Origin of the sequence: Streptomyces sp. V3I7 (assembly GCF_030817495.1) — a bacterium.
Lineage (GTDB): Bacteria > Actinomycetota > Actinomycetes > Streptomycetales > Streptomycetaceae > Streptomyces.
Window position 1 is genome coordinate 2,478,169 of sequence record NZ_JAUSZK010000001.1, and the last position, 14,706, is coordinate 2,492,874.

12 protein-coding genes and 1 tRNA gene are annotated in these 14,706 nt (G+C 73.7%); 9 read left to right on the forward strand and 4 right to left on the reverse strand.

The window, feature by feature from the left end:
- Positions 1 to 105 precede the first annotated feature (105 nt).
- From QFZ74_RS11530 to QFZ74_RS11560, 7 genes are all read left to right on the forward strand, one after another.
- Positions 106 to 1,068, forward strand: coding sequence for a phosphatase PAP2 family protein (locus QFZ74_RS11530; protein WP_307620719.1), 963 nt, complete (start codon positions 106 to 108; stop codon positions 1,066 to 1,068).
- Complete coding sequence (locus tag QFZ74_RS11535) at positions 1,019 to 2,167, forward strand: hypothetical protein (RefSeq protein ID WP_307620720.1); 1,149 nt, start codon at positions 1,019 to 1,021, stop codon at positions 2,165 to 2,167. Before QFZ74_RS11530 ends, QFZ74_RS11535 begins: the two co-directional genes overlap by 50 nt.
- The gene (locus tag QFZ74_RS11540; RefSeq protein WP_307620721.1) at positions 2,158 to 3,747 is read left to right on the forward strand and encodes a hypothetical protein; all 1,590 of its coding nucleotides are present in this window, start codon (positions 2,158 to 2,160) and stop codon (positions 3,745 to 3,747) included. The genes QFZ74_RS11535 and QFZ74_RS11540 overlap by 10 nt, the downstream gene beginning before the upstream one ends.
- Entirely contained in the window at positions 3,744 to 5,081 is a 1,338-nt protein-coding gene (locus QFZ74_RS11545) for an AAA domain-containing protein (RefSeq protein ID WP_307620722.1), read from the forward strand. Before QFZ74_RS11540 ends, QFZ74_RS11545 begins: the two co-directional genes overlap by 4 nt.
- Before the next feature lie 250 nt (positions 5,082 to 5,331).
- Positions 5,332 to 5,703 carry a hypothetical protein gene (locus tag QFZ74_RS11550; RefSeq protein ID WP_307620723.1) on the forward strand — a complete coding sequence of 124 codons (372 nt, stop codon included), beginning with the start codon at positions 5,332 to 5,334 and terminating at the stop codon, positions 5,701 to 5,703.
- A gap of 133 nt (positions 5,704 to 5,836) precedes the next feature.
- Positions 5,837 to 6,439 carry a bifunctional DNA primase/polymerase gene (locus QFZ74_RS11555; RefSeq protein WP_307620724.1) on the forward strand — a complete coding sequence of 201 codons (603 nt, stop codon included), beginning with the start codon at positions 5,837 to 5,839 and terminating at the stop codon, positions 6,437 to 6,439.
- A tRNA-Lys gene (locus QFZ74_RS11560) sits at positions 6,430 to 6,503 on the forward strand. The genes QFZ74_RS11555 and QFZ74_RS11560 overlap by 10 nt, the downstream gene beginning before the upstream one ends.
- An 88-nt stretch (positions 6,504 to 6,591) precedes the next feature.
- On the opposite strand, the gene QFZ74_RS11565 is transcribed toward QFZ74_RS11560, so the two are convergent.
- Entirely contained in the window at positions 6,592 to 7,806 is a 1,215-nt protein-coding gene (locus QFZ74_RS11565; protein WP_307624120.1) for a M6 family metalloprotease domain-containing protein, read from the reverse strand.
- Between the two features lie 359 nt (positions 7,807 to 8,165).
- Between QFZ74_RS11565 and QFZ74_RS11570 the strand changes: the two genes are divergently transcribed.
- The gene (locus QFZ74_RS11570; protein ID WP_307620725.1) at positions 8,166 to 10,031 is read left to right on the forward strand and encodes a bifunctional diguanylate cyclase/phosphodiesterase; all 1,866 of its coding nucleotides are present in this window, start codon (positions 8,166 to 8,168) and stop codon (positions 10,029 to 10,031) included.
- Here the strand turns inward: QFZ74_RS11570 and QFZ74_RS11575 are convergent.
- The 3 genes from QFZ74_RS11575 to QFZ74_RS11585 form a co-directional block, all read right to left on the reverse strand.
- Complete coding sequence (locus tag QFZ74_RS11575) at positions 10,010 to 11,098, reverse strand: LLM class flavin-dependent oxidoreductase (protein WP_307624121.1); 1,089 nt, start codon at positions 11,096 to 11,098, stop codon at positions 10,010 to 10,012. The two genes, QFZ74_RS11570 and QFZ74_RS11575, sit on opposite strands and share 22 nt — an antisense overlap.
- 798 nt (positions 11,099 to 11,896) lie before the next feature.
- Complete coding sequence (locus QFZ74_RS11580) at positions 11,897 to 12,628, reverse strand: aspartate/glutamate racemase family protein (protein ID WP_307620726.1); 732 nt, start codon at positions 12,626 to 12,628, stop codon at positions 11,897 to 11,899.
- Positions 12,625 to 13,413: an aspartate/glutamate racemase family protein gene (locus QFZ74_RS11585; RefSeq protein ID WP_307620727.1), complete on the reverse strand. Its 789-nt coding sequence runs from the start codon at positions 13,411 to 13,413 to the stop codon at positions 12,625 to 12,627. The genes QFZ74_RS11580 and QFZ74_RS11585 overlap by 4 nt, the downstream gene beginning before the upstream one ends.
- A 315-nt stretch (positions 13,414 to 13,728) precedes the next feature.
- Between QFZ74_RS11585 and QFZ74_RS11590 the strand changes: the two genes are divergently transcribed.
- Positions 13,729 to 14,697 (forward strand): D-2-hydroxyacid dehydrogenase, encoded by a 969-nt coding sequence (locus QFZ74_RS11590; protein ID WP_307620728.1) that lies wholly within the window; start codon positions 13,729 to 13,731, stop codon positions 14,695 to 14,697.
- Positions 14,698 to 14,706: the final 9 nt, after the last annotated feature.

Sequence of the window (14,706 nt, forward strand, 5' to 3'; positions counted from 1 at the left end):
GCGGACCCTTCCATCATCACGCACGCTGTTCACGGGCAACCCGGCGGGCGAGACCTGCGTCCTTGAGGACTGGAGCGCCGGCGGGAGAAGGGGGAGGGCGAGCGGATGCCGCAGACCGAGATACCGGGCACGGAGGCATCCCCGCGGACCCCGCTCCGCACCCCGCCCCGGCCGCGCTGGTGGACCGAGCTGCCGTTGATCGTCCTGGTGTACGCCTGCTACTCCGCCGGCCGCCTGCTCGCCCGCGGCGACGTCGCCGACGCCGTCGGCCACGGCCTGGCGATCCTGCGCGTCGAGAACCTCCTGCGCCTCAACGCCGAGCTGCCGCTCAACCGCCTGTTCACGCGCGCGCCCTGGATAGGCGTGCCGGCCGACTTCTGGTACGCGGCGCTGCACTACCTGGTGACGCCCGCGATCCTGGTCTGGCTGTTCCGGTGTCGGACCGCGTTCTACCGCGCGGCCCGCACCTGGCTCATGGCCTCCACGTTCCTCGGTCTGATCGGCTTCACGCTGCTGCCGACCTGCCCGCCCCGGCTGCTCTCGGCGGGCCACGGCTTCGTCGACACGATGGCCCAGTACAGCGCGTACGGCTGGTGGGGCGGCGAGGCCAGCGCCCCGCGCGGACTGGGCGGCATGACCAACCAGTACGCGGCGATGCCGAGCCTGCACGTGGGCTGGGCGCTGTGGTGCGCAGTGATGCTGTGGCGCCACGGCGGCTCGCGCACCGCCAGGGTCCTCGCCGTGGTCTATCCGCTGGTGACCACGATCGTGGTCATGGGCACCGCCAACCACTACTTCCTCGACGCGGTCGCGGGGGTGGCCGTGATGGGCGCCGGGCTGCTGCTCGCGCCGTACGTGACGCGGAGTGCGGACGCGGTGCGGGCGTGGTTCGCCGCCCCCGTCACCGAGGCCTCCGGCGACGCGGTTTCCCCGATTGTCAGTGGGGGGTGCCAGACTTCCCCGGGTGAGCGAATTCCACGGCAGCAAGCGTCGCGGCTCGAACCGGGAGCCGAGCCGGATGCCTCTTCCCGGGCCGCGGGGGACGGGGCTCCGACACCGGCTCGCTGAGCTGCGCGGACCCGACGTCCTCCCCAAGGCCCTGGACGCGCGCGCCCTCGCGGCGCTCGCCGCGAACCCGGGGTGCCGGCGGCGCGCGGTCCTGGACGGCGCCGGGGTCGACAAGAGCGTGCTGGCAAGCGCGTTGGGCTCCCCGGCCGCCTTCGGCCAGTCGCAGTTCGCCCTCACCCGGGGCAACGCCTTCGAGGCGCGCGTGAAGGCCGACGGCGGCGCGGAGCTGCTGCGGCTGGTGCACACCCGCCTCGACCCGGGCGCCGAACCGCCGCACGGTGCCGCCGTCCCCGACCTCACCGCCGACGGCCCCGCGGGACGTACGGCGCGTACGGCGCTCGCCCTGCGCGAGGCCGCCGGGGCGCCCGGCACGTGGACGCTGCTCGACCACCCGATGCTCGCCCTGGACGTCGCCGGCTCCCCCGCCTTCCTGGAGCCGGACGCGGTGGTCGTGCACCCGGACGGCAGTTGGACCGTCGTGGAGATCAAGTCCTTCCCGATGCTGGACGGTTCGGCCGACCCGGCGAAGGTCGGCGCGGCCGCCCGGCAGGCCGCGGTGTACGTGCTGGCCCTGGAGGACGTCGCGGGGCATCTCGACTCTCCCCCGCGCGTACGCCACCGGGTGCTGCTGGTCTGCCCCAAGGACTTCTCCAACCTGGCCACCGCGTCCGCCGTCGACGTCCGCAAGCAACGTGCCGTCACCGCACGCCAGTTGGCCCGGCTCACCCGCATCGAGGAGATCGCCGACGCCCTGCCCGAGGGCACGTGCTTCGCCCCCGGTCTGCCCGCCGACGAGCTCACCACGGCGGTCGAGTCGGTCCCGGCGGCGTACGCGCCCGAGTGCCTGGCCGCCTGCGAACTGGCCTTCCACTGCCGGGACCGCTCCCGCGCGGCGGGTGCGGTGACCGCGCTCGGCCGTTCCGTCCGGGCCGAGTTGGGGGCGCTGAGCACGGTCGAGGACGTCCTGTCCGCGGCCCGCGGCGAGAGCGGCGACCCGGACGACCCGGCCGTGGCCGCGCTGCGCCGGGCGGCCCGGCTGCGCGCGGAGGCGCTGAGCGGACAGACACTGGGCGGACAGGTGGTGGCGGCATGTCGCTGATCGCCACCCTGGCCCGCCTGGAGGCGGTCAGCACCGGCCGCGCCCAGCCGGCCGCCACGGTCCGGCACCGGCATCTGTCCGACCGCCCGCTGGTGTTCGTGCCGCTGACCACCGCCGGTGAGACCGGGGCCCCGCTCGGCGCGCTGGTCGGCACCGACCGGGACGCGCCGCGTCTGCTGGTCGTCCCGCAGCCGCGCGACCGCGACCTGCGCTTCGCGTTCCTCGCCGAACTGGCCGACGTCGTCCTGCCGTACGTCGAGTCCTACGCCGACGCCGTCGAGCCCGCCGAGCGCACCGAGACCGACCCGGAGACCGGCAAGCGGGTCAAGGTCGAGGTCGATCTGTGCGCGGACGCCCCGCAGTTGATCGTGCCGAGCCGCGCGGGCGTGGAGTTCGTACGGCTGCTCGGGCGCTCCATGCGGTTCCGCCGCACCGCCGAGCAGGAGCCGGAGGCCCCGTACCCGGCGCCGCCGCGCGTGCCGTTGCTCGGACGGTGGCTGACCCACTTCGGGGAGCGGGCCCGCGTACCCGGCTCCTCGCTGCTGCTCGCGCTGACCGAGCTGCTCTCCCGGCACTGGGTCACCGGCCAGTCCAGCCTGGAGGACCAGCACCTGGGCGCGCTGCTCGCCTGGATCGATCCTCCGGACGGCGAGTCGGGCGCCGACGCGGCGCTGCGGGCGGAGCTCGCGCGGGACGGGGCCGGGCAGTTGCTGTGCCCGCCCGCGGGCCCGGCCACCGACCCGGCGTTCGACAACAAGCTGCTGGCGCCCGCCCTCGAGCGCTACGACCGCGCCCGCACCACTCTCGCCGCCGCCGAGGACGGTCTCCAGGCCGACGACCGGCTCGGTGAACTCACCGCCGCCGAGCGGGAGATACGCGAGCTGGTGCTGAGCCGTACGCTGCCCACCTGGGAGAAGGTCTGGCACGGCCTTGACCTGCTCCGGACGCTCCCCGAGGGCGCGCGCGTCGAGGAGCGGTGGACCCGCGACCGCTGGTCGTTCACCGGTCACCGCGACCGTGTGCTCGCCGGCGAGCCCCCGCAGCCGCGCCGCGACGACGTGGTCACCGCCGCGAACAAGCTGGCCACGCGCGAGCGCGAGCAGGCCCGGCTGGAGGCCCAGGAGGCGCTGGACGACCCGCTGGTGATGGCGGGCCGGCGGCTGGCCGGGGAGGCGTTCGCGGGCGAGGTGACGGACATCGTCATGGCGTACAGCGAGGGCAAGCGGCCCAGCCCGCGCCCGCTGGTCACCGTGCGCACGGACGACCGGCCGCACCTCGGGGAGCGCGCGAAGGTGTACCGCTCGCTGGACGGCAGGCCGCAGGCGGCGGAGTTCGTCGGCCAGGAGAACGACGGGCTCGTGGTGCTGCGCGTCCTCGACAAGATGGGCCGCGGCAAGGAACCCGAGCCGGGGTCGGTCCCCGAGAAGGGCGACCGGCTCTGCTTCACGCTCTTCGAGCACGACCAGCGCGGCGGGGCCAGGCTGCCCGATCCGGACGCGACCCCGTGGACCCACGGCGGCCCGCCCGGCGAGGCCGCAGCCGAGGCGCCCGACGCCCCGACCGAGGAGGACCTCCTGTGACGGCACCGGTCTTCGACCCCGCTGCCGCGGCCGCCCGCGCCACCGACGCCATCCTCCACGACACCCTGCACGGCACCCACCGCGGCGTGGTCGTCGACTCCCCGCCCGGCGCCGGCAAGTCCACGCTCGTGGTGCGCGCGGCGCTCGAACTGGCCGAGGCCGGGCACCCGTTGATGGTGGTCGCGCAGACCAACGCCCAGGTCGACGACCTGGTGCTGCGGCTGGCCGAGAAGAACCCCGAGCTGCCGGTCGGCCGCCTGCACAGCAGTGACACCGACCCGTACGACAAGGCGCTGGACGACCTGCCGAACGTCCGCACGTCGGCGAAGGCGGCGGATCTGACCGGCATCCCGGTCGTGCTGTCGACGGCCGCGAAGTGGGCGCATGTCACGGTGGACGAGCCGTGGCGGTACGCGATCGTCGACGAGGCGTACCAGATGCGCTCGGACGCGCTGCTCGGCGTGGCCGGACTGTTCGAGCGGGCGCTGTTCGTGGGCGACCCGGGCCAGCTGGACCCGTTCGCGATCGTCGGCAGCGAGCAGTGGGCGGGCCTGTCGTACGACCCCTCGGCCTCCGCCGTGACGACGCTGCTCGCCCACAACCCCGAGTTGCCCCAGCACCGGCTTCCGGTGTCCTGGCGGCTCCCGGCGTCGGCCGCGCCCCTGGTCTCGGACGCCTTCTACCCGTACACCCCGTTCCGCAGCGGCACCGGCCACGGCGACCGGCGCCTGACCTTCGCGGTCCCCTCGGACGGCTCGGGCCCGGACCGCGTGATCGACGAGGCGGCGGCCTCGGGCTGGGGCCTGCTGGAGCTGCCCGCCCGGCACACCCCGCGCACGGACCCGGAGGCGGTGCGGGCGGTGGCGACGGTCGTACGCCGCCTGCTGGACCGGGGCGGCGCGGCGACCTCGGAGCGCTCCCCCGAGCCCGCTCCCCTCACCGCCGACCGCGTCGCCGTCGGCACGGCGCACCGCGACCAGGCGGCGGCGGTCCGGGCGGCCCTCGCGGAGCTGGGCGCGGCGGACGTGACCGTGGACACGGCGAACCGCCTCCAGGGCCGCGAGTTCGACGTGACCGTCGTCCTGCACCCCTTGTCCGGCCGCCCCGACGCCACGGCCTTCCACCTGGAGACGGGCCGCCTGTGCGTCCTCGCCTCCCGCCACCGCCACGCGTGCATCGTGGTGTGCCGCGCGGGCGTGAGCGACCTCCTGGACGACTACCCGTCCACGGAACCGGTCCAGCTCGGCACGCTCGTGAAGTTCCCGGACGGCTGGGAGGCCAACCACGCGGTCCTGACCCACCTGGCGGAACACCGGGTGTCCTGGCGGCCGTGAGTCCCACTGCCGCACACCCGCCCACCGGACGGAGTCCGGCACGCCGCCGGAGGCGGCCAAGAGTGACAGCCCGGACGGCTGGGACGCCAACCACGCGGTCCTGTCCCACCTCGCGGAACACCGGGTGACCTGGCGACCGTGACTGACCTGTTCGCGTGGCGGGATTGGGGGCCTCTTGCGTGGGCGCGGGACAATGGACGGTGGCCCCGTCGGACGGCGGCGCCGAGTGAACGCACGAGGAGGAGAAGACATGGCGGAGCCCACGCCGCGTCGGAGCGAGCCGCGGCGACGCCCCGCGCCCCTGCTGTTCGAGCCCGTGGAGGCGGCCTCCGACCCTGAGCACTTCTTCGACCTGGAGTCGATCGACGACCCCAGGGCGCTGCTGACGCGGGCGACGGAGCTGACCCAGGCGTTCCGCGCGGCCACCGACCGGGCCATGGAGTTCCAGGCCATCGCGGCGGCCCAGCTGGCCGACCCGCGCCGCTTCGACCGGCTGACGGCGGCGGACATCGCCGACCGGGCCGAGTGGACCGAGGACTACGCGAAGAAGATGGTGGAGTTCGGCCGCGACCTACTGCGCGGCTCCACCGCGGAGGGTCGCGGCACAGCCGATCCGGTGTAGCTCCCTGCCGGTCCGCCCCGGCAACCCCCTCGGCATATGCCAGGCGGGCAAGATACTCCCTCCCGCCCCTCCCCGTCCCGTTTTTCCGCAACCCTCGGCAGCGGTACGGTCACCGACGGTAGACCTGTCTGCCATGAGCAGCATGAGCAGCACACCGATGGTCACCGCCGACGGCGCCGCCTGGCTCGCCTCCGCAGGAACGTATCCGCGCAGCACCCTCTCCCTCTGGGACGAGCGGCCGGACGCCCCGGTCGTCCTCCCCTGCGGCACCGCGTTCGACGTGGTGAGCGCCCCGGCGGTCTTCGGCCGCCGGATGCTGGACCGGCTGTGGAGCGACGGTCCGGGATCGGGCCCGGTCGCGGCGTTCCGGGGCCGCATGCTCCTGTTCGCCGCACCGGGCACGGCCCAGCGCCTGCCCTCGCTCCTGACCTGGGAGGAGTGGGGTGCCCGCGATCCCGGCACCCCCCTCCACGTCCCCCCGCTCCTGTGTCACGGCAACGGCGACGCGGTGACCGTCCCGGCCCTGACCGCCTCGGCCGACGTCCACGACGACGACTCCCCCGACCGCGCCGGCTCCCGCTGGCTGGTCGCCCCCGACTCTCGGCACCCCTGGCTGCCCGGCCCCGAGGTCCTGCTCTGGGCCGCCGTACGAGCCGCCCGGACGCCCGCGCAAACATCGATTTTTCCTCCCGCCGATCAGAGTGCTAAGGTCTACGACGTCGGCAGGCGCCGCTAGCTCAGTTGGTTAGAGCAGCTGACTCTTAATCAGCGGGTCCGGGGTTCGAGTCCCTGGCGGCGCACGTTGCCGATGGAGGGTCGAGTTCGCGAGAACTCGGCCCTCCATCGCGTTATGCGCACACACGCACACACGGGCGCACACGCTCCGGCTCAGGCAACCACGACCGGCGTGATCTTCACCGTCCAGGACCCCGCCCCCGTACGCGCCTCCACCTCGACCTTGACCCGGTCCCCCGGCACCGTGAAGGTCTCCCCTGCGCCGACCGGGGCGTCGGCGAGCGCGGGGTAGACCGAGCCCTCCCAGCAGGCCTCGGTGTGCGGGTGGGCGTCCACGACCTCGACCGGGCCGCCGCCCGACTCCGTGCCACTGCGCACCCGGTAGACCAGCACCCCCTCGCGGCACACCCCGCTGTCGCTTCCGGAGGGGCCGCGCGCCTCGAAGGCCAGCGCGGTCTCGGGGCCGGTGCGCACGACCGCCAGTTTCACGCCATCGCCGAGACCGAACGACGGATCCCCGACGGCCCTCTCGGCCGGCGGCCCCTCCCCGGCGGACAGGGGCTCCAGGGTCAGCCGCGTGGGGCCGGCGCCCCGCACGCACCGCACCTGGCGCGGATCGAGCCAGCCCAGCTTCCACTTGTGCCAGGCGAACAGGTCCGGTGCCAGCCCGAACTGGCTGCCCATCAGGTCCCAGTCCCCGACGTACGTGTCCCAGTCGCCCTTGCCGTCCACCGGGCGGTGGTAGAGGTCCGGCAGGTCGAAGACGTGCCCGGTCTCGTGCGCGAGGACCAGCCGGTCCGGCGGGTGCTTCTCGAAGACCGTGACGACCCGGCGGACGTCCGTGCCGTCGGCGTGCACCGGGGTGTCCAGGTTGACGACCTTCGTCGCGTCGGAGTCGACGCCGGGCGCGTCCGGATCGGCCACGAAGTAAACGACGTCGTACCGCGAGAAGTCGACCTGCTTGTCGGCCACGGCGAAGGCGTCGCGCAGATAGGCGCTGCGCCGCTCGGCGCTCCAGTCACGCTTTATGGCGTACGACACCGACGGCTGCGGCATGCGGATCCAGTGGTCGAGCGGGTGGGAGCGCAGCGTGAACCTGCCGTAGGAGGCCTGCTCGAAGAAGCGGCTGGTGGCGGGGAAGTGGTCGGCGGCCAGTTCGGCGGGCTTGGTGAGCGGGGTGGAGTCCGGGAACGAGAGGAACACCATCACGGCGTCGAGGGCGCGGGTCGGGCGGGTGTAGGCGGCGTTCCAGGTGTCCAGGCCCTCCGAGTGGTGCGCCCCGGTCCGCCGCAGGGCGCACGGAGCCGTCGTGAACGGCTCGGCGACCGACGGCACGGCCAGGATCGAGGTCGCGGCGAGCGCCGACATCGTGGTGAACACGGCGGCGGCGCTGCGCAACTGGGGACGCGGCACGAGGGACCTCCGGGGGCGGCTCACAGGACACCGCTCCCACCCTGTGCGACTTTGATCTACTACGCCCTGTTTGCCTGCACCAGAAGAGTGAGGCCGCGTCACACCCCCGAACGGCCGACACCCCGAAACACTCACGGAACGTCACAAGTGGTCGGGGGCCTGAAGAAGCCGTTCAGGCACGGGCAGAAACGATCTGTCAGAACGGCCGGTCGATCCGGGACACTGGACAGTGGCTGGAAGGCCTCGGGGCCAGCCTCTATGATCGGCACACTTTCCGGCACGGACACAGATCGAGTGCACTGCGGGAGCGAGCGGTGAGCGGAACGTCCGAAGGGCCGACGCCCGCGGCAGACCTCGACCGGTCCGCCGTAACAGCGAGTGACACCCCCGCGCCTCCTGGTGGCGGGCTCCGACCCGGGCCCGTCCCCCGCCGCGGCGAACCGGCCGCGGCCTCCGCGTACCGTTCCGTCTTCGCCGCGTCCCCGCTGTCCATGGCCGTCGTCGACGCCGAAGGCCTGGTCGTCACCGCCAACGACGCGTTCGGGGCGCTGCTCGGCACCGATCCGGACGCGCTGGCCGGGCGGGTCGCCGCCGATCTCGTGGATCTGGCCGCCGATGCCCGCGACTGGCACGCCTACCGCGAACTGCTGCGCGGCCGGCAGGCGAAGCTGCGCTGCGCGCGGCGGCTGAAGCACCACGACGGCCATGTGGTGTGGGTCCAGGTCGCGGTCGCTCCGCTGGCCGGGGCCGAGGCCGGGGTGCTGCTCTCCGTCACCGACGTCAGCACACACCGCGAACTCCAGGCCAGACTCCGGCACTTGCAGATGCACGACCCGGTGACCCGGCTGCCCAACCGCACGCTGTTCTTCGAGCGGCTGTCGGCCTCGCTGGAGACGGAGCCGGACGAACAGGGTGGCACCGGGCGGATCGGCCTGTGCTATCTGGACCTGGACGGCTTCAAGGCGGTCAACGACACCCTTGGCCACCGCGTCGGCGACCGGCTGCTGACGGCCGTGGCCGAGCGGCTGACCCGGGTCGCGGCCGAGGCCGGATCGACCCGGGCGAGCACGCCGCTGGTGGCGCGGCTCGGCGGGGACGAGTTCGCCCTGCTGGTCGAGGACTCCACCGGCACCGACCAGTTGGCCGAGCTCGCCGAGTCCGCACTGACGGCCCTTCAGCAGCCCTTCGACCTGGCGGGCCGGCGCCTGTCGCTGTCGGCCTCGATCGGCGTCGTCGAACGCCACGCGGCCGGGACGACCGCGACCGGCCTCATGCAGGCGGCGGACACGACGCTGTACTGGGCGAAGGCCGACGGAAAGGCCCGCTGGACGCTCTTCGACCCGGAGCGCAACGCGCACCGCATGACCCGTCAGGCCCTCTCCTCCACCCTGCGCCCTGCCATCGACCGCGGTGAATTCGTCCTCGAGTACCAGCCGTTGGTCGGTATGGAGGACGGCCGGCTGCGGGGCGTGGAGGCGCTGGTCCGCTGGAACCACCCGCAGTTCGGCATGCTGACGCCGAATCGGTTCATCGGACTGGCCGAGGAGGACGGCTCGATCGTGCCGCTCGGCCGCTGGGCGCTGACCACCGCCTGCCGCCAGGCCCGCCACTGGCATCTCGCGCACCCCGCCGAGCCGCCGATCTTCGTCAGCGTCAACGTGGCCGTCCGCCAGGTGTGGGACTCGGACCTGGTGGCGGACGTCGCCCGGACCCTCACCGAGACCGGCCTCGCCCCGCACCTGCTGCAGCTGGAGCTGACCGAGTCGGCGGTGATGGGCTCGGCGGGCCGACCGCTCCAGGCGCTCCAGGCGCTCAGCGACATGGGCGTACGGATCGCCATCGACGACTTCGGCACCGGGTACTCGAACCTGGCGTACCTGAGCCGGCTGCCGGTGTCCGTCCTCAAGCTGGACGGCTCCTTCGTCCGCGGCTTCCAGTACGACGGCCCGGGCGACCGCCCGAACCCGGCCGACGAGGTCGTGGTCGAGGCGATGATCCAGCTGGCCCACCGGCTCGGCCTCACCGTCACCGCCGAGTGCGTGGAGACGTCGGCCCAGGCGACGCGGCTGCGCCACATCGGCTGCGACACCGGACAGGGCTGGCTGTACTCCCGTCCGGTGCCGCCGGATCGTATCTCCGAGCTGCTGGGCGCTCAGGCCTACGCGGTGGGCAATCCGTAGGCGTCGGCGATCAGTTCGTAGGAGCGCAGGCGCTGCTCACCGCGGTGGGAGTGGGTGGTGAGCATCAGCTCGTCGGCGCCGGTGCGCTTGTGGAGGGCGTCGAGACCGGCGCGGACCTCGTCGGCGGTGCCGTGCACGACGTTGGCACTCCAGGACCGTACGAAGTCCTCTTCCGCCGCGTTGAACCGATGCTTCTCCGCGTCGGCCGGGTCGGGGAAGAGTCCCGGCCGCCCGGTGCGCAGCCGCAGCATGCTCAGCGCGGCGGCCCGCACCTGACGGGCCGCGTCCCGTTCGTCGTCCGCGGCGAGGGCGGAGACGCCGATGAGGGCGTAGGGCTCGTCGAGCACGGCCGAGGGCCGGAAGCTCTCGCGGTACAGGTCGAGCGCCGGGATGGTGTTCTGCGCGGAGAAGTGGTGCGCGAAGGCGAAGGGCAGCCCGAGCGTGGCCGCGAGCCGGGCACTGAACCCGGACGACCCGAGCAGCCAGACCGGCGGCCGGTGCGGCGACTGCACGCCGCCGGCCGCGCTGCCCTGCACGGGACCGGGGATGGCGTGGATCCGCGCGTACGGGTGTCCGTCGGGGAAGTCGTCGTCGAGGAACCGGATCAGCTCGGCGAGCTGCTCGGGGAAGTCGTCGGCGCCCTCGCGGAGCGTGTCGCTCCGTCGCAACGCGGCCGCGGTGGCCCCGTCGGTCCCCGGCGCCCGCCCCAGCCCGAGGTCGATCCGCCCCGGCGCGAGCGCCTCCAGCGTCCCGAACTGCTCGGCGATCACGAGCGGCGCGTGGTTGGGCAGCATCACCCCACCGGAGCCGAGCCGGATCCGCTCGGTGTGCGCGGCGAGGTGCGCCAGGATCACCGCGGGCGAGGAGGAGGCGACCCCGGGCATGGAGTGGTGCTCGGCCACCCAGTACCGATGAAACCCCCGCGCCTCGGCCAGCCGCGCCATGCCCACACTGGTCCGCAACGCGTCGCTCGCCGTACTCCCGGCCCCGACGGTCACCAGATCCAACACAGAAAGCGGAACGGGAGCGGCCCCCTGAACAACCCCCCGAACCCCATCCACCACCACACCCACGCCCACGCCTCCTGCAGTTCACCCGACGCCCGGTTTCCCGAGCGGGCTGACGACCAGATTCCGGGCGGGGTAACGGGGGTGGGCTGGGGGTTTATTCCGGCGGAGGAGGCGGGGGGCGAGCTGGTCGGGCGGGAGTTGGTGGGGGCGAGGCCTCTCACAAGGGGGCAAGGCAGGTGCCCAGCCTCGGGAAGGGGGCAGGGGGACGGGGTCCCCGCCAGGGCTTCGCGGGCCAGACACCCGAGCCCGAGCCCCGCGAGGGGCGCAGGGGCCTGGGGCCGCGAGGGGCGCAGGGGCCTGGGGCCGTTAGGGGTGCAGGGGACGGAGTCCCCGCCAGGGGCTTGAGGGCCAGACACCCGAGCCCCGCGAAGGGCACAGGGGCCTCGGGCCGCCAGGGACGCAGGGGCCTCGAGCCGCCAGGGGTGCAGGGGACGGAGTCCCCGCCAGGGGCTTGAGGGCCAGACACCCGAGCCCCGCGAAGGGCGCAGGGGCCTCGGGCCGCCAAGGGCGCAGGGGCCTCGGGCCGCCAAGGGCGCAGGGGCCTCGGGCCGCCAGGGGTGCAGGGGACGGAGTCCCCGCCAGGGGTTCGGGGGCGGAGCCCCCGGGCACGGGGCCTCTCCTCCTACCGAGTCGGGTGGGTGGGTGGGCAAGACCCTGGGAGACGGCCCGCGCCCGGCCGGCGAGTGAAGCGCCCGCCGGGGGGCCGGGGGCGGAGCCCCCGGGGTGCGGGGCCTCTCGTCCTACCGAGTCGGGTGGGTGGGTGGGCAAGTGGGGCGAAGCCCGGAGGGCAACGCCTCAGGCCTGGACGATCGGCTCGCGGGTGAACAGTTCGCCCAGCGCGGGCGAGTTCACCCGGCGCCCCGTGAGACGCAGGGCTTCCCAGACCGTGACCTGGTTCGCCGTGAGGACCGGTTTGCCGAGGGCCTTCTCCAGGCCGGCGACGTACGCCGCCGTGTGCAGCGCGGTGTCCGGCAGCAGCACCGCCTCCGCGTCCGGATGGTCCGCCGACTGCGCCAGCGCGAACACCTCACGCTCACCCCACGTCCCGACCTCCGCCGCCGTGACGATTCCCGACGGCCGTACCCCGGTCACCTCCACACCCCCCGCCCGCAGGAACTCCGCGAACAGATCCGCCACGTCGTCGGGGTACGTCGCCCCGACCGCCACCCGCCGCGCCCCGATCTCCTGAGCCGCGTGCACGAAGGCGAACGACGTCGAGGAGGCCGGCATGCCCGCCACCCGGGCCAGCCCACGCACCTGCTCGTGGGCGCCCTCCCAGCCGTACACGAAGCTCCCGCTGGTGCACGCCCACACCACCGCCTCCGCCCCGGAGAGCCGCAGCGACTCCACGCCCGCCGCGAGCCGCTCCGGCGCGCCCATGCGGCGCAGCGCGTCCACCCGGTGCGCGTCCTCCCCGATGTCGGTGTGCACCACGTCGACCCGGATGTCGCTGCCCAGAAGCTGCTCGATGCGGGGATAGTCGTCCTCGGCCGAGTGTCCCGGGTAGAGGAATCCGAGTGCGGTCATGTCCAGCCCTCCTGCTGTCCTTCAGGCAGTACGGGAGGCCATCCACGCGCCGACATGTCGACCAGCGCCTGATAGGGCCCCACCGCTCCGGTACCCAGCCGGCTCAGCGCCGCCCACATCGTGACCTGGTTGGCCGAGATGACGGGAAGGCGCAGTTCCGCTTCCAGCTGGGGTATCACGTCGTACGTCGGCAGATTGGTGCAGGAGATGAACAGGGCCTGGGTGCCCGTGTCGCGCACCGCCGTGCGCGCCATGTCCGCCACCTCCCGGTACGGCACCTTCCATATGTGCCGGGTCAGTCCCATGAACACGCAGCCGGTGACCTCGACCCCGGCCTCCGCCACGTACTCCTCCAGTGCCCGCGTCACCGACACGGTGTACGGCGTCACGAGCGCCACCCGCCGCACGGCGAGTTCGGCCAGCGCCTCCAGCAGCGCCCCCGACGTCGTCACGGCGGGCACGTCGCCCGCCCGGGTCATCGCCGCGCCCATCGCCCGCTCCCCGGCGATCCCGCCGACGAAGCTCCCGGACGTGCAGGCGTACGCGACGACCTCGGGCGCCACCGCGGTCAGCGCCCGCACGGCCTCGCCCAGCGTCTCGTGCTCGCTGACCAGCCGGGCCAGGTCCAGGCCGACCTCGACCGGTACGTACGGCGTCCGCGTCAGATGGAGCGACACATCGTCGGGTACCCAGCGCCACAGCTCCCGATCCAGCGCGAAGTCGAACGGGGCGACCACCCCTACACCCCGCTGCGCGCGAGGTCCACCGAGAAACGAGACGTCCATGGCAGGCACCGGCCTCACGACGAATGACGACGACGAAATTCAGCGACAGCGAACCGCAGCGAACCGCGACGCAAAACCAGGGGACAACGGATAGCGAGTACACCCGTGTTGACGAAGGTAGGTTCGGGTGCGAGCGTGGTCAATCCGTGCATGTCAGGCGCTTCCCGAACAACCCTCGAATCCCTCCACGAGCCCCCCGACACCCCGCCGCACCTCTTGACACACGCGCCCCTCGGCTCTCCTTCGCCCCCCTCGGCCCCGACTCCCGCAGTCCTCCCACCGTCGCAGTCCCGTCCGGAAACCGGAGAAAACGGCTTGCCGACACCCGCCGCCCCGTCCGACCTCCCGACCCTTCTCGTCCTCGACGCCGAGCCCCTCCCCCGCCTCGGGCGCCTCACCGGCCGCGCCCGCATCGTGCACACGGACGAGGCGGGACTCGCCGAGCGGCTCCCGGAGGCCGACGTCCTGCTCGTCTGGGACTTCACCTCCCGCGCCGTTCGCGAGGCCTGGCCGGGCGAGGGCCCGCGCCCGCGCTGGGTGCACACGGCGAGTGCCGGCGTGGAGCATCTGATGTGCCCGGAGCTGGCCGCCTCGGACACGGTGGTGACCAACGCTCGCGGCGTCTTCGAGCAGCCCATCGCCGAGTACGTCGCCGCCCTGGTCCTCGCGCTCGCCAAGGACCTGCCGCGCACCCTGGACCTCCAGCGCGAGCGCACCTGGCGGCACCGCGAGAGCCGGCGGCTGGCCGGCACGCGCGCGTGCGTGATCGGCTCGGGGCCCATCGGCCGCGCCATCGCCCGCACCCTGAAGGCGCTCGACGTGACGACGGCGCTCGTCGGCCGCACCCCGCGCACCGGCGTCCACGGCCCCGACGACCTGGACCGCCTGCTGTCCCGCGCCGACTGGGTGATCGCGGCGGCCCCGCTGACGGAGCAGACGGCCGGCATGTTCGACGCGCGCCGCTTCGGCGTGATGCAGCCCTCGGCGCACTTCGTCAACATCGGCCGGGGCCAGCTGGTCGTCGAGGAGGCGCTCGCCGAGGCGCTGGCCAGGCGGTGGATCGCGGGCGCGGCGCTGGACGTGTTCACCGACGAGCCGCTCAGCCCCGCCAGCCCGCTGTGGGAGCTGCCGGGCCTGATCGTCTCCCCGCACATGAGCGGCGACACGATCGGCTGGCGCGACGAACTGGCCGCGCAGTTCGTTGAGTTGTACGAGGGGTGGGCCGCGGGAAGACCCCTGGTGAACGTGGTCGACAAGGAACGCGGCTACGTGCCCGGTCACTGATCCGATCCC

Bases quoted from the DNA above. Each gene is read 5' to 3' on its own strand.
- QFZ74_RS11530 (WP_307620719.1), top strand. From the start codon at position 106: ATGCCGCAGACCGAGATACCGGGCACGGAGGCATCCCCGCGGACCCCG.
- QFZ74_RS11535 (WP_307620720.1), top strand. From the start codon at position 1,019: ATGCCTCTTCCCGGGCCGCGGGGGACGGGGCTCCGACACCGGCTCGCT.
- QFZ74_RS11540 (WP_307620721.1), top strand. From the start codon at position 2,158: ATGTCGCTGATCGCCACCCTGGCCCGCCTGGAGGCGGTCAGCACCGGC.
- QFZ74_RS11550 (WP_307620723.1), top strand. From the start codon at position 5,332: ATGGCGGAGCCCACGCCGCGTCGGAGCGAGCCGCGGCGACGCCCCGCG.
- QFZ74_RS11555 (WP_307620724.1), top strand. From the start codon at position 5,837: ATGAGCAGCATGAGCAGCACACCGATGGTCACCGCCGACGGCGCCGCC.
- QFZ74_RS11565 (WP_307624120.1), bottom strand. From the start codon at position 7,806: ATGTCGGCGCTCGCCGCGACCTCGATCCTGGCCGTGCCGTCGGTCGCC.
- QFZ74_RS11580 (WP_307620726.1), bottom strand. From the start codon at position 12,628: ATGACCGCACTCGGATTCCTCTACCCGGGACACTCGGCCGAGGACGAC.
- QFZ74_RS11585 (WP_307620727.1), bottom strand. From the start codon at position 13,413: ATGGACGTCTCGTTTCTCGGTGGACCTCGCGCGCAGCGGGGTGTAGGG.